18 protein-coding genes and 1 tRNA gene are annotated in these 21,214 nt (G+C 64.2%); 11 read left to right on the top strand and 8 right to left on the bottom strand.

Annotated features, from left to right (window positions below):
- Window positions 1–130 precede the first annotated feature (130 nt).
- The gene (locus G0P99_RS00325; protein ID WP_239059617.1) at window positions 131–697 is read left to right on the top strand and encodes a hypothetical protein; all 567 of its coding nucleotides are present in this window, start codon (window positions 131–133) and stop codon (window positions 695–697) included.
- Between the two features lie 246 nt (window positions 698–943).
- Here the strand turns inward: G0P99_RS00325 and G0P99_RS00320 are convergent.
- From G0P99_RS00320 to G0P99_RS00300, 5 genes are all read right to left on the bottom strand, one after another.
- A tRNA-Gly gene (locus G0P99_RS00320) sits at window positions 944–1,017 on the bottom strand.
- A 37-nt stretch (window positions 1,018–1,054) separates the two neighbouring features.
- Entirely contained in the window at window positions 1,055–1,912 is an 858-nt protein-coding gene (locus tag G0P99_RS00315; protein ID WP_164126632.1) for a class I SAM-dependent methyltransferase, read from the bottom strand.
- Between the two features lie 22 nt (window positions 1,913–1,934).
- Window positions 1,935–3,980: an ASKHA domain-containing protein gene (locus G0P99_RS00310; protein ID WP_164126630.1), complete on the bottom strand. Its 2,046-nt coding sequence runs from the start codon at window positions 3,978–3,980 to the stop codon at window positions 1,935–1,937.
- Between the two features lie 139 nt (window positions 3,981–4,119).
- A complete protein-coding gene (locus G0P99_RS00305) occupies window positions 4,120–4,554 on the bottom strand; it encodes a hypothetical protein (protein ID WP_164126628.1) in 435 nt (144 codons plus the stop codon).
- An 89-nt stretch (window positions 4,555–4,643) separates the two neighbouring features.
- A complete protein-coding gene (locus tag G0P99_RS00300; protein ID WP_164126626.1) occupies window positions 4,644–5,801 on the bottom strand; it encodes a CaiB/BaiF CoA-transferase family protein in 1,158 nt (385 codons plus the stop codon).
- Window positions 5,802–5,975: 174 nt separating this feature from the next.
- Between G0P99_RS00300 and guaB the strand changes: the two genes are divergently transcribed.
- From guaB to G0P99_RS00275, 5 genes are all read left to right on the top strand, one after another.
- Window positions 5,976–7,424 carry an IMP dehydrogenase gene (gene guaB, locus G0P99_RS00295; RefSeq protein ID WP_164126623.1) on the top strand — a complete coding sequence of 483 codons (1,449 nt, stop codon included), beginning with the start codon at window positions 5,976–5,978 and terminating at the stop codon, window positions 7,422–7,424.
- Window positions 7,424–8,206 carry an MBL fold metallo-hydrolase gene (locus G0P99_RS00290; RefSeq protein WP_164126621.1) on the top strand — a complete coding sequence of 261 codons (783 nt, stop codon included), beginning with the start codon at window positions 7,424–7,426 and terminating at the stop codon, window positions 8,204–8,206. Before guaB ends, G0P99_RS00290 begins: the two co-directional genes overlap by 1 nt.
- Window positions 8,203–8,946, top strand: coding sequence for an SDR family NAD(P)-dependent oxidoreductase (locus tag G0P99_RS00285; protein ID WP_164126619.1), 744 nt, complete (start codon window positions 8,203–8,205; stop codon window positions 8,944–8,946). Before G0P99_RS00290 ends, G0P99_RS00285 begins: the two co-directional genes overlap by 4 nt.
- Window positions 8,943–10,118, top strand: a complete 1,176-nt coding sequence (locus G0P99_RS00280) for an RsmB/NOP family class I SAM-dependent RNA methyltransferase (RefSeq protein ID WP_164126617.1) — start codon at window positions 8,943–8,945, stop codon at window positions 10,116–10,118. The genes G0P99_RS00285 and G0P99_RS00280 overlap by 4 nt, the downstream gene beginning before the upstream one ends.
- Window positions 10,119–10,223: 105 nt before the next feature.
- Window positions 10,224–12,530 (top strand): ATP-binding protein, encoded by a 2,307-nt coding sequence (locus G0P99_RS00275; protein ID WP_370462665.1) that lies wholly within the window; start codon window positions 10,224–10,226, stop codon window positions 12,528–12,530.
- Window positions 12,531–12,536: 6 nt separating this feature from the next.
- On the opposite strand, the gene G0P99_RS00270 is transcribed toward G0P99_RS00275, so the two are convergent.
- Window positions 12,537–13,130 carry a gamma-glutamyl kinase gene (locus G0P99_RS00270; protein ID WP_164126615.1) on the bottom strand — a complete coding sequence of 198 codons (594 nt, stop codon included), beginning with the start codon at window positions 13,128–13,130 and terminating at the stop codon, window positions 12,537–12,539.
- Window positions 13,131–13,322: 192 nt separating this feature from the next.
- On the opposite strand from G0P99_RS00270, the gene recA reads away from it, so the two are divergent.
- The 4 genes from recA to G0P99_RS00250 all read left to right on the top strand — a co-directional run bounded on the left by recA (window position 13,323) and on the right by G0P99_RS00250 (window position 17,855).
- Entirely contained in the window at window positions 13,323–14,384 is a 1,062-nt protein-coding gene (gene recA, locus G0P99_RS00265; RefSeq protein WP_164126613.1) for a recombinase RecA, read from the top strand.
- Between the two features lie 148 nt (window positions 14,385–14,532).
- A complete protein-coding gene (gene alaS, locus G0P99_RS00260) occupies window positions 14,533–17,205 on the top strand; it encodes an alanine--tRNA ligase (RefSeq protein ID WP_164126611.1) in 2,673 nt (890 codons plus the stop codon).
- A 4-nt stretch (window positions 17,206–17,209) separates the two neighbouring features.
- A complete protein-coding gene (locus G0P99_RS00255; RefSeq protein ID WP_164126609.1) occupies window positions 17,210–17,497 on the top strand; it encodes a DUF1330 domain-containing protein in 288 nt (95 codons plus the stop codon).
- A 10-nt stretch (window positions 17,498–17,507) separates the two neighbouring features.
- On the top strand, window positions 17,508–17,855 hold the full coding sequence (locus tag G0P99_RS00250) for a DMT family protein (RefSeq protein WP_164126607.1): 348 nt from the start codon (window positions 17,508–17,510) through the stop codon (window positions 17,853–17,855).
- 36 nt (window positions 17,856–17,891) lie between these two features.
- On the opposite strand, the gene typA is transcribed toward G0P99_RS00250, so the two are convergent.
- Both typA and G0P99_RS00240 read right to left on the bottom strand, forming a co-directional pair.
- Entirely contained in the window at window positions 17,892–19,712 is a 1,821-nt protein-coding gene (gene typA / locus G0P99_RS00245; protein WP_164126605.1) for a translational GTPase TypA, read from the bottom strand.
- A gap of 103 nt (window positions 19,713–19,815) precedes the next feature.
- The gene (locus G0P99_RS00240) at window positions 19,816–20,151 is read right to left on the bottom strand and encodes a multidrug efflux SMR transporter (protein WP_164126595.1); all 336 of its coding nucleotides are present in this window, start codon (window positions 20,149–20,151) and stop codon (window positions 19,816–19,818) included.
- 213 nt (window positions 20,152–20,364) lie between these two features.
- Here G0P99_RS00240 and G0P99_RS00235 point away from each other — a divergent pair, with 213 nt between their 5' ends.
- Complete coding sequence (locus G0P99_RS00235) at window positions 20,365–21,159, top strand: class II glutamine amidotransferase (RefSeq protein WP_164126593.1); 795 nt, start codon at window positions 20,365–20,367, stop codon at window positions 21,157–21,159.
- Window positions 21,160–21,214 lie beyond the last annotated feature (55 nt).

Here is a 21,214-nt window from a genome sequence, read left to right as displayed (position 1 = left end):
TTCAGGGGACGGAACTGCTTGCGGGCCGGCATATTGGTACCCAGGCTGTCTTTGGGATCAGGTAGAAATGGTTTCTTGATCCGGCGTTCGTTTGAACGACACGGTGTGTCCATAAGCGGCGTTGTATTTCTTGTCGCGGAAAACAGGTTTTCAGGAGGCTCGCAGGGCGGTTCTGACGACGACTGGTGCAATCATTCTCGATTTTTGGCGGTCGTTCATCGACGATGGTGGCATCGGCGACGATCCGTTCAGCGGCCTGAAGGGCGGCGATACGCTGGAGGGCGGAACCGGCAATGACATCGTGATCGGTGGCCTGCGGGCCGACTCTCTGAGCAGTGGCGACGATAGAGACACGGCCAGCTATGGGATCGCGACCGGTGGTGTCACGGTCAGTGCCTTTGCGTTGGGGAACTTCGCGTCGCGGTTGCCGGTGGCGCCAGCCGTATCAGGGACGATGTCGACGGTGATGGTGTTCCGGACTTCCAGATCTTGGCGAGCGGGTTCGTTTCTGACGGGCAGGGATCAGACCAGGATCATGTCCGAACTGCTCTACCCCATGACGTTTTGCAGGAGGAGGTTGAAATCGGCGGTATCTTCCTCATTCAGGCCGACCATCAGGTGGGACCGCCTGAAAGATCGCCTCGTCGGTGTAGAACTGGACTCCACCTTCGGTCTCAACATCAGGTATTGCCCGTAGTGACCAGATTATTGGCGATATTTCACGGTTTTCCTCCGCTTCGAGAACAACTTTGGCCGTCCGACGGCGGGGGGAGAGGTATCAAGGCCATTACGCCGCCAGTTCCGGCAGTTAACTGTCCTGTCATTGATCTGAAGAGCCACCGCGTTGAAATGTCCGAGAGGTCTTGGGTGGACGACAATGACTCGGTCGGTCAGAAGACCGGTACCGTCGGAACGCGGAGATTTCGGCAGAGATGCAAGCAGTTGGAGCGGGTAGCGGGAATCGAACCCGCACTTCAGGCTTGGGAAGCCGGCGCGCTACCACTACACCATACCCGCGCTCACCGGGATCGAATACGCAAGTGTCGAAGCGGCGTCAAGCGGTTCCGGCGCGTCGGGCCTGGAACAGGTTGATGGTGGCGGGCAGGCGAACATGGTCGCCGTCGAGATAGGGGGTCAGGGCTGTTGTGACGGCGCCCTGGATGGTGGTCTCGTCCTCCGATGTGCCGCCGAAATGGGCAAGTACCCGCGCCGCGGGCCCCAGGCGGGTGCAGAGTGCGGCGGCTCCCGTGAGCCCGCCGGGCGGGGTCAGTTTCATTTCGACAGCCTGCGCTTCGATTTCTGTCAGTCCGGCCTTGGCCATCATGCCGATGACCCGGTCGATGTCGTGAAACGCCAGCGGTCCGGGCGCGTTGCGGTCGACCTTGGGCGGCTGGCCCAGATGGTCGGTTGCGGCGCGGTGCGGGATGTAGAACCAGGGGTTCACAGCCAGCGGCCCCCAGGCGGCAAAGGTCATGCGACCGCCGGGTTTCAGGGCGTCGGCGATATTGGCAAAGGCCGCCACGCTGTCGGAAAAGAACATCATGCCAAAGCGCGAGATCATCGCGTCTCGGTCGGCGGGGGCAAACGGCTCGGTCTGGGCATCGGCAAGGGCGTATTCCACGTTGCCCATTCCACTGCTGCGCTGCCGGGCGCGGTCCAGGAAGGGGGCCGAGATATCGACGCCCAGCGCGTGGCCGGTTGGCCCCACTGCGCGGGCGGCCGCAAGGGTGACGTCGCCCAGGCCGCAGCCGATATCCAGCACGCGCTGGCCCGGTTCCAGCGCTGCGTGGTCGAGCAGCAGATCGACGACCGGCGCGAAAGAGGCGGCGATCTGCTGTTCAAAGGTGAGCCACTTCATGCCCGAGTCGGATTTGCCCCAATACTCGGCCTGGTCCTGGTTTGTCTCTGTCATGGCGCCTCCCTTTCGGGGGGCATCATGCCCTGCGGCGGCGGCGGCGGCCAGACCCGTCGTCATCGCCGCCGCCGGTGTTGAAGGACACCTTGGGCAGGGTGACGACCGAGTAGAGGTCCGGGAACGGGTCGGTCTTGTGCGGGATTGCGTTGGCGGCCACGAAATGATCCTGGAACTTGGGTTCGATCGCGGTTTCGACCTTGGTGATCTCGCGCACGACCCGCTCGATCTCGGCCCGGGCGCCGATGTTAGACAGGGCGATGCGGGCGCCGGTGCCGGCGGCATTGCCGGCGCTGGTGACCTTGTCGAGCGGCGCGTCGGGGATCATCCCCAGAACCATCGCATGCTTGGTCGAGATATGGGCACCAAAGGCCCCGGCCAGCACGATGCGGTCGACACGCTCGACCCCCATCTCGTCCATCAACAGGCGCGCACCGGCATAAAGCGCCGATTTCGCCAGCTGGATGGCGCGGATGTCGCCCTGGGTCACGGTGATGCGCGGGCCGCCGGTTTCCGAGGCGTCGTGCAAGAGGTAGGAATGGGTGCGCCCCTCGGGCACGCAGCGGGGGGTGCCGGTCTGCTCGGCCGAGCCGATCAGGCCGCTTTCGTCCAAGAGGCCCGCCATGCGCATCTCTGCCACGGCCTCGATGATGCCGGAACCGCAGATGCCGGTGATGCCGGTGGTGGCGATATCGGTGTCAAAGCCCTCTTCGTCGGACCATTTGTCGGAGCCGATGACGCGGAAGCGGGGTTCCTTGGTGACGGGGTCGATTTCGATCCGCTCGATGGCACCGGGGGCGGCGCGCTGGCCCGAGCTGATCTGCGCGCCCTCGAAGGCGGGGCCGGTGGGCGAGGAACAGGCCAGCACTCGGGTGGTGTTGCCCAACAGGATCTCGGCATTGGTGCCGACATCGACGATCAGCACCAGATCCTCGGACTTGCCGGGTTCCTCGGACAGCGCGACGGCGGCGCAGTCGGCACCCACATGGCCCGCGATGCAGGGCAGGATATAGACCTGCGCCCGCGGGTTCATCGCATCGAGACCCATTTCGCGGGCGGGCAACGACAGGCTGTCCGAGGTGGTGAGCGCAAAGGGCGCCTGGCCCAGTTCCACCGGGTCGAGGCCCAGGAGCAGATGGTGCATCACCGGGTTGCAGACGAACACGGTTTCAACGATCTGGCGCGGTTCGATGCCGCCCTCGGCCGCGATGGAGCGGGTGAGGTCGTTGATCGCCTCGCGCACGGCCGCCGTCATCTCGCGGTCGCCGCCGGGGTTCATCATCGAATAGCTGACCCGGCTCATCAGGTCCTCGCCAAAGCGGATCTGGGGGTTCATCAGGCCGGAGGAGGCCTTGACCTCGCCATTGCGCAGGTCGCACAGGTGGGCGGCGATGGTGGTGGAGCCGAGGTCGATGGCAAGGCCATAGATCCGTTCCTCGGAATAGCCGGGCCAGATTTCCAGGATCCGGTGGCTGGTGTCATTGTGTCCCTTGTGCAGGGCGACGGTGACCTTCCATTCGCCCTTGCGCAGGGCCGGTTGCAGTTTGGCCAGCAGCGACAGGTCGGCGGTGACCTCGCCAATGCCCCATTGCGCCTTGAGCGCGCGTTGCAGACGTTCGAGATCGCCGGTCGGCTCGTGCATGTCGGGTTCCTCGACCGCGACGAAATAGAGATGCGTGGCCGGGTCCATGGTGATGGTGCGGGCCGTGGCGGCCTTGCGCACCACCTGGCGGTGGACCTGGCTTTCGGGGGGGACGTCGATCACCACGTCGCCCTGCACGGTGGCCTGGCAGCCCAGGCGGCGACCCTCCTTCAGGCCGCGCTTGTCCTGATAGCGCTGTTCGACCGCGTTCCATTCGCTGAGCGCGCCGTCGCGCACGGTGACGCCATGTTTGGGAAATTCGCCATATGACGGCGTGATCTGGCATTTCGAGCAGATGCCGCGCCCGCCGCAGACCGAATCGAGATCGACGCCTAACTGCCGTGCGGCCGTCAGGATCGGTGTGCCAACGGGGAAGTACCCGCGTTTGCCCGAGGGGGTGAATACGACGAGGGGATCGCTGCTCATGACTTTTGCCTTCCGGAGTACCGATTGTGCGCGACCATATTGTGTTTTGCGCCAGCGGAAAGGCGGTGGGCGGCATTTTCCTGCCCGGGGGCGGCATTCAGGTGAAAAAGATGTGGTCTGGATGCGGGTTTAGCCGGGGTCAGGCCGGGGACATTGTCAGGAAGCGGCGGGCCTCGTCCAGCGTTGTGCAGACCCGGGCACTGACACGGTCGCCAAAGCGGGACAGGGTATTGGCCTCCCAATCGGCAACCCAGGCATCGTTCTGGCCGGAGTCGGGCAGGGGCGGGATGAGCACGAACTTCCGCAATGGCGAATCGAGGATCGCGACGCGAAAAGCGTCGCTGCTGACCCATTCATAGTCACGTTCGGAAAGCGCATGTGGCGAGGTCGAGACATCGGCAACCCAGTGTTCGACCTTGTTGGTGCGCACCCAGGCCAGCGCCGCCAGAACCGCGTCTCTGACGCGGGTTCCTTCATCATATTCGCTGTACCATTTCAGATAGACCGCCTGAAGCTCGGAGTGCCAGGTGACCCGGACCAGACCCTCGGCATGGTGAACGACAAATTCCGCCATCCGGTTCGCTCCTTGTGTGGTGCCAGCCTGAGGGTCAGGTTACCCGGTTTTGGCAGAAAATTCCATCGCGGGTGGTATGGCTCGTGGTTTCAGCCCTCTGGCGCCCGGTCGAGCCACGCAAGGATCGCGGCGCGGTTTTCATCCAGCGCGGGTGCGGGCGCGCGCGTCTTGGGGTCGGGCAGGGCCGACATCTTGATCGGGTTGCCGGCAGCGATATAGGCCGGGGCGCCGTCGCGGTCCAGAATGTCGACCACCATGTTGCGGGCACGGATCTGGGGGTCTTGCAAGACCTCGGCCACGTTCTGGATCGGTCCGGTGGGGACGCCCGCGCGGGTCAGCAGGTCGATCCAGTGCGCCTTGGGCCGGTCGAGCGTCACCGCCTCGATCAGGCGTTTCAAGAGGCGGGCGTTCTGGCAGCGGGCCGGGTTGGTGGCAAAGCGCGGATCACCGGCGAGCGGCAGTTGAAGCGCGGTACACAGCTTGGCAAAGAGCGGGTCGTTTCCGGCCGCGATGACAAAGAGGCCGTCCTCGGCATGGAAGGTTTCGAACGGGGTGATCGAGGGGTGGCGCGCGCCCGAGGGGCGCGGCGGTTCGCCGGTTACGGTGGTGATGGCGATGGCATGTTCCAACAGTGCCAACTGGCTGTCGAGCATGGAGATGTCGATCTTCTGCCCCTTGCCGCCGCGCTCGACCTCAAGCCGGGCCGCCAGCACGCCCTGCACCAGGAACATGCCCGCCACGATATCGCCGATCGAGGCGCCGACGCGCACCGGTTCGCGGTCGCGCTCGCCGGTGATCGACATCACCCCGCCGCGCGCCTGGACAACCATGTCATATGCGGGGCGCTCGGCCTCGGGGCCGGTATGGCCAAAGCCCGAGACCGCGCCATAGATCAATTTGGGGTGCCGCGCATTCAGCGCCTCCCAGCCATAGCCAAGACGCTCCATCACGCCGGGGCGGTAGTTTTCCAGAAGGATGTCGGCGCGGGCCAGAAGCCGGTCGAAGATCGCGCGATCCTCGGGCGATTTCAGGTCCAGCGCGATGCTTTCCTTGCCGTGGTTGATGGCGGCGAAATAGGCGCTTTCGCCGTCCTTGAACGGCGGAAAGGCGCGGGTGTCGTCGCCGGTGCCGGGGCGTTCGACCTTGATCACGCGCGCCCCCAGATCGGCCAGCGTCATGCTGGCATAGGGTCCGGCCAGCACATGGGTCAGGTCGAGGATTAGGGTGCCATCGAGGGGGCCGGGCATGGGCTGTTCCTTTGTCTGTTTGCGCACACCTAGCGATAGCGCGGCAGGGTGACAGTGCCTTGACACAGATCAGGTTCGGATAGGCCCGGGGTTTTCTCGCCTCTGGCCCTTTCCCCTGCCGGACATCTGTGCCATAGGGTCACCGCCAAACGGGATAATGCATGGGGACCGCATATGCAGATTCGTGAGGCTCTCACCTTTGACGACGTTCTTCTGGTTCCGGCGGCCTCGTCGGTGCTGCCCTCGACGGCCGATACCAGGACACGGGTGACGCGCGAGATCAAGCTGAACATTCCGCTCTTGAGCTCGGCCATGGACACGGTGACCGAGGCGCGCATGGCGATTGCCATGGCGCAGGCGGGCGGCATGGGCGTGATTCACAAGAACCTCGGGATCGAGGAACAGGCGCGCGAAGTGCGCCGGGTGAAGCGGTTTGAAAGCGGCATCGTCTATAACCCGGTCACCCTGAAGCCGAACCAGACCATCGCGGATGCGCGGGCGCTGGTGGAACGGTACAACTTTACCGGCTTTCCGGTGGTGGACGACAAGGGCCATATCGTCGGCATCGTCACCAACCGCGACATGCGCTTCGCCACCAGCGATGACATGCCGGTGAGCGCGGTGATGACCACCAACGACCTGGCAATGCTGGCCGAACCCGCGGATCTGGATCAGGCCAAGAGCCTGATGCGGGCGCGGCGGATCGAAAAGCTGCTGGTGCATGATGGCAAGGGGCGGCTGACCGGCCTGTTGACGCTGAAGGACACCGAACAGGCGGTGTTGAACCCGACGGCCTGCAAGGACGAGCTGGGCCGGTTGCGGGTGGCGGCGGCCAGTTCGGTGGGCGACAGCGGATTTGCCCGCTCCGAGGCGCTGATCGATGCGGGCGTCGATATTGTGGTGGTCGATACCGCGCATGGCCATTCGGCAGGCGTGATCGAGGCGGTCAAGCGGATCAAGGCGCAGTCGAACGCGGTTCAGGTGATCGCGGGTAACGTGGCCACCGCCGAGGCGACAAAGGCGTTGATCGACGCGGGCGCCGATGCGGTCAAGGTGGGGATCGGGCCGGGCTCGATCTGTACCACGCGGATGGTGGCGGGCGTGGGCGTGCCGCAGCTGAGCGCGATTATGGATTGCGCGGGTGCGGCGGGCGACGTGCCGGTGATCGCCGATGGCGGCATCAAGTTCTCGGGTGATTTCGCCAAGGCGATTGCGGCGGGCGCGTCCTGTGCCATGGTCGGTTCGATGATCGCGGGCACCGATGAAAGCCCGGGAGAAGTCATTCTGTATCAGGGCCGTAGCTTCAAGAGTTACCGTGGCATGGGGTCGCTTGGCGCGATGGCGCGCGGCTCGGCCGACCGCTACTTCCAGAAAGATGCGGCCAGCGACAAGCTGGTGCCCGAAGGGATCGAGGGGCAGGTGCCCTACAAGGGCTCGGCGAGTGCGGTGATCCACCAGCTGGTGGGCGGCCTGCGCGCGGCGATGGGCTATACAGGCTGCGCCACCGTGGCCGAGATGCGGCAGAACTGCCAGTTCGTGAAGATCACCGGCGCAGGGTTGAAGGAAAGCCACGTCCATGACGTGCAGATCACCCGTGAAAGCCCCAACTACCGGATCGGCTGATGGCGGACGAAACATTCAGAGCGGGTCCGTGGCGGATCACCTGCCTTATCGATGGCGGGCTGACCTTTGGCGCGGATGTCTTTCCCCAGGTTTCCGGTGAGCGGCAGGCCGAATTGCTGGCCGCTGCCGGGTTGGGTGGGGCCGAGACCGAGTTCAACGCCTATGTGCTGCGGCATGACGATGGCCGGGTCTGGCTGGTTGATACCGGTTGTGGCGCGGGTTTTGGCCCGGCGGGGGGCAAGATGCCCGAGCGGCTGGCCGCGATGGGGATCGCGCCGTCCGACGTGAGCCGGGTGATCTATACCCATCTGCATGGCGATCATTGCGGTGGCGCGCTGGTGGACGGGGCGCCGGTCTATGCCGCGGCCGAGGTGGTGGTGCATGCGCGCGAGGCCGCGCATTGGCGCGGCACCGAGGGCTTGGGCGCGCAGGTGCTGACGGCCTGTGGCGACGCCCTTTGCTGTGTCGAGGATGACGCGGATCTGGGAGATGGCATTGCGGTCTGGGCCCTGCCGGGTCACACGCCCGGTCATATGGGTCTGAAAATCGGCGAGGATCTGGTTCTGGCCGGGGACATCATCCATTCAGAGGCGCTGCAACTGCCGGATCCGGAGAATGCGACCAAGTATGACGTCGACGGACCGCTGGCACTGGCCAGCCGACGCGCGGCGCTGGCCGAGATCGCGGACAAGGGGCTGGTCTGGGCCGGCAGCCACATGATCGGCGCCAAGTTCGCGCGGCTGGAGCGCGACGGTTCGGGATACCGGAAAACCCCCTTATGAAACGGGCGCTGGTCACCGGGGCCGGGGCCACTGATGGCATCGGGCTGGCTTGCGCGCGTGCGCTTGGCCGGGCCGGATGCCGGGTGGCCATCTGTGCGACCACGGACCGTATTCACGAGCGGGCCGCCGCGCTGCGGGCGGAGGGGCTGGACGTGTCGGCGCATGTCGCCGATCTGACTGAGGTCGATCAGGTGGCGCGGCTGCGCGCGGCGGTCGGCGCGGTCGATATTCTGGTGAACAATGCCGGGATGGGCTCGGTCGGCGCACCGGCTTTGCAAGCTGGGTTTCTGGAGATGGCCATTGAAGAGTGGGATCATGCGATGGGCGCCAGCCTGCGAACCGCGGTTCTGACGACACGCGCCTTTCTGCCCGACATGGTCCGGGCCGGTTGGGGGCGGGTGGTGATGATGGCCTCGGTTACCGGCCCGATGGTGTCGAACCCGGGCGAAGCGGCCTATTCCGCCGCCAAGGCGGCGATGGTCGGCCTGACCCATGCGCTGGCGCTGGAGCAGGCCGCGCATGGGGTGACGGTGAATGCCGTGGCGCCCGGCTGGATCGCCACGGGCGCCTCGACCGCCGAGGAGCTGGTCGCCGCCCGGGCAACGCCGCCGGGGCGGGCCGGAACCCCCGAGGAGGTGGCGGCAGTGGCCGCGTTTCTGGCCTCGGAGGCCGCGTCTTATGTCAATGGCGCGGTCATTGTGGTCGACGGCGGCAATATCCTTCAGGAGCGCAAGGCATGACGCCGGGGGCGCGGGTGCAGGCCGCTATCGAGATCCTGGACGAGATCCTGGAGGGCAAGCCCGCCGAACAGGCGCTGACCACCTGGGCGCGGCGGTCACGGTTTGCCGGGTCCAAGGATCGCGCCGCGATCCGCGACCATGTGTTCGACGCGCTGCGCGGGCGGCGGTCGCTGGCCGCGCTTGGGGGGGCTGCGACCGGGCGCGGGCTGATGATCGGGCTGGTGCGCGCGCAGGGCGGTGATGTGGATGGCTTGTTCTCGGGCGCGGGGCATGCGCCGGAGCCGATAACAGAGGCGGAGCGCGCCACGGCGCACGATCCTGCATCCGGCGCCGAGGCGGCGGATATTCCTGACTGGCTCTGGCCCCGGTTTCAGGCCGCACTGGGTGCCCGCGCCGAAGAGGCGGGGCGGATCATGCAGACCCGCGCACCGCTGCATCTGCGGGCCAACCTGTTGCGCACGGACCGGGCCGGTGCGATTGCCGCCCTGGCTGCTGACGGGATCACGGCAGTGACCCATCCGGCTTGCGAAACCGCGCTTGAGGTGACGGAGGGCGCGCGCCAGCTGGCCCGGTCGCAGGCCTATCTGGATGGCTTGGTCGAGTTGCAGGATGCCGCCAGTCAGGCGATCGTGGCGCGGCTGCCACTGCGGCCAGGGGCACGGGTTCTGGACTATTGCGCGGGCGGTGGCGGGAAGACGCTGGCACTTGCCGCGCGCATGCAAGGCGAGGTTCTGGCCCATGATGCGGCCCCGCAACGCATGCGCGATCTGCCCGAGCGCGCGGCGCGGGCAGGTGCCAAGGTGCGGCTGCTTGCGACCGAGGGCCTGGACCGGGAGGCGCCCTTTGATCTGGTGCTGACCGATGTTCCCTGTTCCGGCAGCGGCTCGTGGCGGCGGGCGCCAGATGGCAAATGGGCGCTGAGCCCGGAGCGGCTGGCGGACCTTGGGCGCATCCAGCGGGCGATATTGCAGCGCGCGGCAGAGTTGGTCGCGGCGGATGGGGTGCTGGCTTATGCCACCTGTTCGATGTTGCATGACGAAAACGGTGACGTTGTTGCCGATTTCCTGGCAGAACACACGGACTGGCGTTTGAGCAACCAGGAACATTGGACCGTTCTGGATGGAACCGATGGTTTCTTTCTGGCGGTATTGACGCGAGTGGGCGTCAGGTAATATCAACTTAAAGGAGAGTGTGCAGCACAAAATAAGCGCGCGTTAAAGCGGGCTTAACCTTGGGTGCGCGACAAACACGAGTGATTCAGACGACGGAGCCGGATTGTGACCGATCTTACCGCCTCGATCCTGTCGACACCAAATGGTCAGCGCGGCGCGGGCGCGCGGATTGCGGTGCTGCTCATTCTGGCTGTGACGGCGTTGGGCCTGGCATGGTTCTGGGAAATGCCCGATTTCGCCCGCAAGGCTTTGATCGCGGCGGGGGCATCCACGATCCTGGTCACCGCCTGGCTGGCGCTGCGGCTGCGCAGACAGCGCGGGGTGAAAGGGCAGGTGCGGGATCTTCTCTCGGGCTTTATCGAAAAGGATGCGACGCCAAGTTTCGTCACCGATGACGACGGGCTGATCCAGGCGCGCAACCTGGCCGCATCCGAGCGGTTTTCGGGGACACAGGACCAGACACTGGCAGCGACGCTGAGGGCGATCTTTGGCAATCCATCGGCGGTCCTCTACCGGTTGCAGGTGCGCTCGCGGCTGGAGGGGAATGCGCGCGAGGATATCGTGACCCGGCGCGGCCATATCCGCCTGTCTGTCCATACGTTGGGCAGCGACGCCTTTCTGTGGCGGGTCGAAGATATCTCTGACCGGTCCGCCGCCGCCAGCCGCGCCGATACCTTGCCCTTGCCGATGCTGACAATCGGACGGGGCGGCGCGATCTTGTTCATGAACGAGGCGGCGCGGAGCTTTATCGGGTCGCGGGTCAAATCGCTAGACCGGCTGTTTGTGCAGATGCCCTACCGGGTCGACGAGATAAACCATGTCACGGTTGCCGATGGCGCCGCGCCCGCCATCATCGTGGAACTTGCCAGCGGCCCCGGCCGGCAAGAGCTGTTCCTGATCCCGGTCAAGGGGAAGATCGAAAAGGGGCACAGCCCGGATTTCGCGACGCTGCCCGTGGCGATGATGCGGCTTTCCCCAACCGGACGGATTCTGGACACGAACCGGATGGCGCAGGATCTGATTGGCGGGCCGGTTGAGCCGGACACATCGCTGGAGCAGTTGATGCAGGGTCTTGGCCGCCCGATCCCGGACTGGCTGAGCCAGGCGCTGGACGAAACCGCGGCGCCGCGGTCCGAGTTTCTGCGCCTGTCGGGCCGGGATCGCGAGGTGTTTGTCCAGGTGACCCTGAGCCCGATCACCAACCATGGTGAAAAGGGGCTGATCGCGGTGCTGAACGACGCGACCGAGTTGAAGACACTGGAGGCGCAGTTCGTGCAGAGCCAGAAGATGCAGGCCGTGGGACAGCTGGCCGGGGGCGTTGCGCATGATTTCAACAATCTTCTGACCGCCATTTCCGGCCATTGCGACCTGCTGCTGCTGCGGCATGATCATGGAGACCCGGATTACGGCGACCTGGTCCAGATCAACCAGAACGCCAACCGCGCGGCGGCGCTGGTCAGCCAGTTGCTGGCCTTTTCGCGCAAGCAGACGCTGCGGCCAGAGGTGCTGGACCTGCGCGACACCCTGTCGGACCTCATTCACCTGTTGAACCGGCTGGTGGGCGAAAAGGTCACCCTGACGCTGAGCCACGACCCGGCGCTGAAGTCCGTCCGGGCCGACAAGCGCCAGCTGGAACAGGTTCTGATGAACCTTGTCGTGAACGCCCGCGACGCGATGCCGAAGGGCGGCGAAATCCGGATCGAGACAGAGGTCATCACCCTGAACGAACCGTTGGAGCGGGACCGGGCGACCCTGCCCGGCGGCGAATATGTCACCGTCAAGGTGCGGGACGAGGGCATCGGGATCGAACCCAACAAGCTGCAAAAGATTTTCGAGCCTTTTTACACGACCAAGCGCACGGGCGAGGGGACCGGACTGGGCCTGTCCACCGTCTATGGCATCGTGAAACAGACGGGCGGCTATATCTTTGTCGACAGCGTGCTGGGCAAGGGCACGGAGTTCACCCTGTATTTTCCGGCGTTTCAGGCGCGTCAGTTGCCCCCTGCGCCCGAGGCCGTGGTCCGGGACAAGTCCGCCGACCGGTATAATGGCGGCGTCGTGCTGCTGGTCGAGGACGAGGCGCCGGTGCGGGCCTTTGCCTCGCGCGCGTTGAGATTGCGTGGCTACACGGTGCTGGAGGCGGATTCGGCCGAGGATGCGCTGCGTCTTCTGGAAGATCCCGACCTGACGGTGGATGTCTTTGTGACAGATGTGGTGATGCCGGGTCTCGATGGTCCGACCTGGGTACGCCAGGCCCTGGCCGAGCGGCCACAGGTGCGCGTCGTCTTTGTGTCAGGTTATTCCGAAGGTGCCTTTGGCGACTCCGAGGCGGACATCCCGAACTCGGTCTTTTTGCCCAAGCCGTTCTCGTTGAACCAACTCACCGAAACGGTGCAACAGCAACTGCACTGAGGTCGTTCAGATCGCGCGCGCGTGCAGCTCGAACTCTTCGGCGAATTTCCGGCGAAAGCGCTCGGCAATGCCGGAATCCAGTGCGAGCTCGATTGCCGGAGAAACGTTTTCCCGCGGCAGGGTAATCGCGGTGGAGAGGCGGGTTTCGAGAAACGCGATAATGCCGGATTGATTCTCGTATTTGAACAGATGTGTCGCGCTGCATCCACCCGGGCGAGGGGTGAGAAAGCGCAACTGGCTGCCGACATTGGCAAACGGCGGGCGCTTGCCCTGCATATAGGCGGTCACGAAGTCGTCGAAGGGGATACCATGGGTCGAGTTCGGCTTGCCTTCCATGAAAGGGCGCTGCCGATAGCGGTACCAGCTGCCGAGCCAGTCGATCGGTTCACGCACAACCGCCATGATCTCCATCTCGACGCCGAACATCTTGGAAAAGATCGGGCGAAAGAACCGGTCATAGCGATAGATCGGCGCGTGTTTCAGCTCGGGCGGATCGGAGATCACAATGTCGGCCCGCGTCCGCAGCGCCGATTGGAACGCTGTGGTGCCGGTCTTGGGGACCGAAAGAAGAACCAGACGTTCCTTAAAGAAAACAAGCATCTAACACCCGATTTATCCTGCTCGGCAGAGTATTTTTTGATCGTAAACCACTCTTTAACACAAATGGAAAAAGCTCGGATAGGAAAGATTTCGTTTGAAATGTTCCCTTTTTGATCTCATAAGGAACAAGAGGTGAACAAAGCAGCGATTGCCGCCCGGGACGGCGTGTGACACAAGGAAGGGGACAGGACTATGGCGGATCTTCTGACAATGAGCAGCAAACAGAACGCGGACAAGCAAAAGGCGCTGGACAGCGCTCTGGCCCAGATCGAACGGCAGTTCGGCAAAGGTTCGATCATGAAACTGGGCGGCGAGAATGCCATCCAGGAAATCGAGGCAAGCTCGACCGGCTCGCTGGGGCTGGATATTGCACTGGGGATCGGCGGCCTGCCGATGGGCCGGATCGTCGAAATCTACGGGCCGGAAAGCTCGGGCAAGACCACGCTGACCCTGCATTGCATCGCCGAGCAGCAGAAACGCGGCGGCGTCTGCGCCTTTGTCGATGCCGAACATGCGCTCGACCCGCAATATGCCCGCAAGCTGGGCGTCGATCTGAACGAGCTGTTGATCAGCCAGCCCGATACCGGCGAACAGGCGCTGGAGATCACCGACACGCTGGTGCGCTCGGGTGCGGTCAACATGGTCGTGGTCGATTCGGTCGCAGCATTGACCCCGAAATCGGAACTCGAAGGCGACATGGGCGATTCCAGCGTCGGTGTGCAGGCCCGTCTGATGAGCCAGGCCATGCGCAAGCTGACCGGCTCGATCAGCCGGTCGAAATGCATGGTGATCTTCATCAACCAGATCCGGATGAAGATCGGCGTGATGTTCGGCAGCCCGGAAACCACCACCGGAGGCAACGCGCTGAAATTCTACAGCTCGGTGCGTCTGGATATTCGCCGGATCGGTTCGATCAAGGACCGTGACGAGGTGGTAGGTAACGCCACCCGCGTCAAGGTGGTCAAGAACAAGGTGGCGCCGCCCTTCAAGCAGGTCGAGTTCGACATCATGTATGGCGAGGGCATTTCGAAGACCGGCGAATTGCTGGATCTGGGTGTCAAGGCGGGCGTGGTCGAAAAATCCGGCAGCTGGTATTCCTATGGCGACGAACGGATCGGCCAGGGCCGCGAAAATGCCAAGACGTTCCTGAAGGAAAACAGCAAGATAGCTTTGGAGATCGAAGACAAGATCCGCGCCTCGCACGGGTTGGAATTCGACATGGGATCGAGCGACGACGATATCCTCGAGGCCTGAGGCGGTCTGCGCCGACGCTTTGGAAGAAAGACGAGGGCGGTCCTGCGGGGCCGCCTTTTCCCTTTGCGACGACGGGGGCTGTGGACAGGGGGCCGGGCTGCCGCTAAACCAGCGCAGACCCTGCCGATTTCGCGCCGAGAGAGCCAGAATGCCCAGCCTGAACGACATCCGAACGACCTTTTTGAACTATTTCGCCAAACAGGGGCATACGATCGTCCCCTCCAGCCCATTGGTGCCGCGCAACGACCCGACGCTGATGTTCACCAATTCCGGCATGGTGCAGTTCAAGAACTGCTTCACCGGGGTGGACAAGCGCGACTATGTCCGCGCCACCACCGCGCAGAAATGTGTGCGGGCAGGCGGCAAGCACAATGATTTGGACAATGTGGGCTATACAGCGCGGCATCACACGTTTTTCGAGATGCTGGGCAATTTCTCGTTTGGCGACTACTTCAAGTCCGAGGCGATCCCCTTTGCCTGGGAGTTGATCACCCGCGATTTCGACATCCCCAAGGACAAGCTTTACACCACCGTCTATCACACCGATGACGAGGCTTTCGAGATCTGGAAGAAGGTGGGCGTGCCCGAGAGCCGGATCATCCGCATCGCCACCTCGGACAACTTCTGGCAGATGGGCCCGACCGGCCCCTGCGGCCCCTGCACCGAGATTTTCTATGACCATGGCGACCATATCTGGGGTGGCCCTCCGGGCAGCCCGGAAGAGGATGGCGACCGGTTCATCGAGATCTGGAACATCGTCTTCATGCAGAACGAGAAGTTCGAGGACGGCTCGATGATCGATCTGGACATGCAGTCGATCGACACCGGCATGGGGCTGGAACGGATCGGCGCGCTGCTCCAGGGCAGCCATGACAATTATGACACCGACCTGTTCAAGGCGCTGATCGAGGCCTCGGCAGATGCCACCAGCGCCGATCCCTATGGGAATCAGAACGTGCATCACCGGGTGATCGCGGATCACCTGCGCTCGACCTCGTTCCTGATCGCGGATGGGGTGATGCCCAGCAATGACGGGCGCGGTTATGTGCTGCGCCGGATCATGCGGCGGGCGATGCGGCACGCCCACCTGTTGGGCGCAAAGGATCCGGTGATGCACCGGCTGGTGCGCACGCTGGTGGGCCAGATGGGCGCGGCCTATCCCGAGCTGGGCCGGGCGCAGGCGCTGATTGAGGAAACGCTGTTGCTGGAGGAAACCCGGTTCAAGCAGACACTGGATCGTGGTCTGAAACTGCTGGATGACGAGTTGGGCGCGCTGCCCGAGGGCGCGCCGCTGCCGGGCGAGGCGGCGTTCAAGCTTTATGACACCTATGGCTTTCCGCTGGACCTGACGCAGGACGCGCTGCGCGAAAAGGGCCGCAAGGTGGATACCGACGGGTTCGACACGGCCATGGCCGAGCAGAAGGCAAAGGCGCGCGCCGCCTGGGCCGGCTCGGGCGAGGCGGCGGATAATGCCGTGTGGTTCGACGTGCTGGATGTTGCGGGTGCCACCGATTTCCTGGGTTATGACACCGAAAAGGCCGAAGGCCAGGTGCTGGCGCTGGTGGTTGATGGGGCCCGGGCGGACAAGATCGCCGAGGGCGGCAGCGGCTGGGTGGTGACCAACCAGACCCCGTTCTATGGCGAGGCGGGCGGCCAGGTGGGGGATACCGGCGTAATCCGTCGGCTGGAGAACCGAGATCACGTGGCCCTGGTCGAGGACACGCGAAAATTCGCCGATGGCAAGGTCTATGCCCATAAGGTCACGATGGAGCGCGGCACGCTGGCCAAAGGCGATGCGGTCGAGCTGGAGGTGGATCACGCCCGTCGCGGTGCCATCCGGGCCAACCACTCGGCCACGCACCTGCTGCATGAAGCGCTGCGCGAGGCCCTGGGCGATCATGTGGCGCAGCGCGGCTCGCTGAACGCGGCTGACAGGCTGCGCTTCGACTTCAGCCATGCCAAAGCGCTGAGCGAGGCGGAACTGGCCCAGGTCGGGACCGAGGTGAACCGGTTCATCCGACAGAATTCCAAGGTCGAGACCCGGATCATGACCCCCGACGATGCCCGCGCCATCGGCGCGCAGGCGCTCTTTGGCGAGAAATACGGCGACGAGGTGCGGGTGGTGTCGATGGGCCGGGCCGAAACCGGCAAGGGCGCCGATGGCAAGACCTGGTCGATCGAGCTGTGCGGCGGCACCCATGTGGCACAGACCGGCGATATCGGCATGTTCGTGATCCTGGGCGATAGCGCGTCGAGCGCCGGGGTGCGCCGGATCGAGGCGCTGACCGGGCAGGCGGCCTATGAGCACCTGTCGCAGGAAGTGTCGCGTCTGTCCGAGGTAACCGCGATGCTCAAGGCGCAACCGGCCGAGGTGGCTGAGCGGGTGCGGGCGCTGTTGGACGAGCGCAAGGCGTTGCAAAACGAGGTGGCGCAGCTGCGCCGCGATCTGGCCATGGCCGGTGGGGCCGGGCAGGGTGGCGGTGCCGAGACGCGCGAGGTGGGCGGTGTGCCGTTCCTGGCGCAGGTGCTGTCGGGAGTGTCGGGCAAGGATCTGCCGGCGCTGATCGACGAACACAAGAGTCGCATCGGCTCGGGCGCGGTGCTGCTGATTGCTGATACCGGGGGCAAGGCCGCTGTAGCGGCTGGCGTGACCGAGGATCTGACGGCCAGCGTTTCTGCTGTGGATCTGGTCAAGGCGGCGGTCGCGGCGCTTGGCGGCAAGGGTGGCGGTGGCCGCCCCGACATGGCGCAGGGCGGTGGTCAGGACGTAGGCAACGCGGATGCGGCAATCAAGGCCGCCGAACAGGTTCTGGGAGGATAAGACGATGGGCGCACTCTGGATTGCACATGTGACGGTGACCGATGCCGAGGCTTACGGCAAATATGCCGCGCTGGCCGGCCCCGCCATCGCCAAGCATGGCGGCACCTTCATCGCGCGCGGCGGTCGGTTCGTGCAGCTCGAAGGCAAGGAGCGGCCGCGCAACGTGGTGGCGCGCTTTCCATCGGTCGAAGCGGCCGTCGATTGCTACAACTCGCCTGAATATCAGGAGGCGCTGAGCCATGCGCGCGGCGCCTCGGAACGCGAGTTGATGGTGGTCGAGACCAGCGAATGACAGGCCGGGGATGACGCCCGCGCATCTGCTGCCGCTGGTGTTGTTGGCAGCCTCGAATGTCTTCATGACATTCGCGTGGTACGGGCATCTGAAATTCCCCGGCAAACCGCTGGCCGTGGTCATTCTGGTTAGCTGGGGCATTGCCCTGATCGAATACTGCCTTGCGGTGCCTGCCAACCGGATTGGGCACCGCGTTTATACGGCGGCGGAACTGAAGACGATGCAGGAGGTCATTACCCTGATCGTCTTTGCCGGGTTTTCCGTGCTTATCCTGAAGGAAGCGCTGACCGTAAATCACGCCATTGGGTTCGGCTTCATCGCGTTGGGGGCGTGGTTCGTGTTTCGCGGGCCGTTCTGAACGAAAAAGGGCGCCACCGGGGCGCCCTTTATTGGTTCAGCTTGCCGCCTTGGACTGGCGCTTGCGCTCGTGCGGGTCAAGGAAGCGCTTGCGCAGCCGGATCGAGTTCGGCGTCACTTCTACCAGTTCGTCATTGTCGATATAGGCAATCGCCTCTTCGAGGCTGAACTGGATATGCGGGGTCAGGCGCACCGCCTCGTCCGTGCCCGAGGCGCGCACGTTGGTCAGTTTCTTGCCCTTGAGCGGGTTCACTTCGAGATCGTTGTCGCGGCTGTGCTCGCCGATGATCATGCCCTCATAGACATCCGCCTGCGGGCCGATGAACATGCGGCCACGCTCTTCGAGGTTCCAGAGCGCATAGGCCACCGACTGGCCGTTCTCCATCGAGATCAGCACGCCCGCGCGGCGTCCCGGGATCGGGCCCTTGTGTGGGGCCCAGGCGTGAAACACGCGGTTCAGCACGCCAGTGCCGCGCGTGTCGGTCAGGAACTCGCCGTGATAGCCGATGAGACCGCGCGAGGGCACATGCGCAATGATCCGGGTCTTGCCGGTGCCGGCGGGCTTCATCTCGACCAGTTCGCCCTTGCGCGCGCCGGTGACTTTCTCGATCACCGCGCCGGTGAATTCGTCATCCACGTCGATGGTGACTTCCTCGATCGGCTCCAGCCGTTGGCCATCTTCCTCGCGGAACAGGACCTGCGGGCGCGAGATGCTGAGTTCGAACCCTTCGCGGCGCATGTTCTCGATCAGCACACCCATCTGAAGTTCGCCCCGGCCCGCGACCTCGAACGCCTCGCCGCCCGGCGTGTCGGTGACGCGGATGGCGACGTTCGATTCCGCTTCTTTCATAAGGCGGTCGCGGATGACACGGCTTTGCACCTTTTTGCCGTCGCGGCCTGCAAGCGGGCTGTCGTTGATGCCGAAGGTAACGCTGATGGTCGGCGGGTCGATCGGCTGGGCGGGCAGTGCCTCGATCACTTGCGGGTTCACCAGGCTGTCGGCCACGGTGGCCTTGCTCATCCCGGCGATGGTGACGATGTCACCGGCCTCGGCCACATCGATCGGCTGTTGACCCAGACCCCGGAAGGCGAGGATTTTCGAGGCGCGGAAGTTCTCGATCAGCTCGCCTTTGCGGCTGAGCGCCTTGAGCGTCTCGCCGGTTTTCAGCGTGCCGCTTTCCACACGGCCGGTCAGGATGCGGCCGATGAACGGGTCGCTGCCCAGCGTGGTGGCCAGCATGCGGAAGGGTTCGTCCTTGCGCGCGATCTGGGCCGGGGCGGGCACGTGGCGCACGACCAGGCTGAAAAGCGCGTTGAGATCCTTGCGCGGGCCTTCCAGCGTTTCGTCGGCCCAGCCAGAGCGGCCCGAGGCGTAAAGATGCGGGAAGTCGAGCTGCTCGTCCGTGGCGCCAAGGTTGGCGAAAAGATCGAAACACTCGTCCAGCGCGCGGTCCGGCTCGGCATCGGGTTTGTCGACCTTGTTCAGTACCACGATGGGGCGCAGGCCCAGGGCCAGCGCCTTGGAGGTCACGAACTTGGTTTGCGGCATCGGGCCTTCGGCGGCATCGACCAGCAGAACCACGCCGTCAACCATGCTGAGGATCCGCTCGACTTCGCCGCCGAAATCGGCGTGGCCGGGGGTGTCGACGATGTTGATGCGGGTGCCCTGCCACTCGACCGAGGTCGCCTTGGCAAGAATGGTGATGCCGCGTTCGCGTTCCAGATCGTTGCTGTCCATGGCGCGCTCGGCCACGGCCTGGTTCTCGCGAAAGGCGCCGGACTGTTTCAACAGCTCGTCCACCAGGGTGGTCTTGCCGTGGTCCACGTGAGCGATGATCGCAATATTGCGCAGGTCCATGAGGTCAGCCTTTGTAAGGGAGTTGGCCCGGCGCATAGCCCGACAGGCGGACAAAGGCCAGAGAAAATGCATCGAAACTGCGGAATATCGCCGCGTCGCGGCATCAATGGGTGGATGTGGCCGAGAAAAGATGGATCACAAGGATGCCGCCGACGATCATCGCGATGCCCAGAAGGGCGGGCAGATCGAGCTTTTGACCAAAGACCATATAGCCGATGGCGGCGATAAACACGATGCCGAGCCCCGACCAGATCGCGTAGACGATCCCAACGGGCATCACCCGCAGGGTCTGTGCCATAAGGTAGAAGGCCAGGCCATATCCGAGGACAACCAGAACCGAAGGCACGAGGCGGGTGAACTGCTGGCTGGCCTGGAGCGCCGTGGTGCCGACCGTTTCCGCCGCGACGGCGAGAATGAGGTAGAAATAGTGGACAGGCATGGCCGACCTCCGCGCCGATGGATTCGCATTGTGTCTCTAGACGCCCTCGCCCTAACCGAAAAAACAGGCAAGCGACAGACCGACGTATTTGGCACAATTGCGAACAATCGAGTGTGCACGGATTCACTTTGCGGAAAATCCGGATCACTATAAGGAACGCATAGGAGTTTCCCGGGCGCCCAAGGACATGCGCCAGCATATTGGAGAGCGATCATGTGCCGTTGGGCCGCCTATCATGGAACGCCGATCTTCCTGGAAGATGTGATTTCACGTCCGGGGCATTCGCTGATTGCCCAGAGCGCCCATGCAGAGCAGTGCAAGACCGCGACCAATGGCGATGGATTCGGGGTGGCCTGGTACGATGCCCGGCCCGAACCGGGGCTGTATCGCGATGTCTATCCGGCATGGTCCGATCCGAACCTGCGCGCTGTGGCCCATCATGTGCGCTCGGGCCTGTTTCTGAGCCATGTGCGCGCCTCGACCGGGTCGTGTATCAGCCGCAACAACTGTCATCCGTTTTCGGCCCGGCAGTGGTGCTTCATGCATAACGGTCAAGTCGGCGGGTTCGAGCGGTTTCGCAAACATGCCGACATGCTGATCGCCGACGAATACTATGCCTATCGCAAGGGCAGCACGGATTCCGAAGTGCTGTTCCTGGTGGCGATGAGCGAAGGCATGGAGAGCGACCCGCATGGCGCGTTGGCGCGGTCGGTGGCGCGGCTCGAAGGGTTGAGCCAGGCGATGGGAACCACGCCGCACATGCGTCTGTCGGCGGCGTTCAGCGATGGTCAGACCCTCTATGCGGTGCGCTATTCCTCGGATCACATCGCGCCTTCGGTCTATTACCGGTATTCCAAGGCGCGGCAGGGATGGGCGGTTGTGTCGGAACCGCTGGATCAGGAAGAGGGCGACTGGACGGAACTGATGCCGGGCCGGATCCTGACGATCAATGTTGACGGCGCGGTTGAGCGCGAGTTTGGTCCGGCGGATCTGGCCAACGCGGCCTGAGGTCAAGAATACCTGACTTGGTCAAGCAGAGTCGGCTGGCTAGGGTAAGGCCATT

This window comes from Ruegeria sp. PrR005 (genome assembly GCF_010500245.1).
Classification (GTDB): domain Bacteria; phylum Pseudomonadota; class Alphaproteobacteria; order Rhodobacterales; family Rhodobacteraceae; genus Ruegeria_B; species Ruegeria_B marisflavi.
This window is presented reverse-complemented; position numbering and strand designations above follow the sequence as displayed.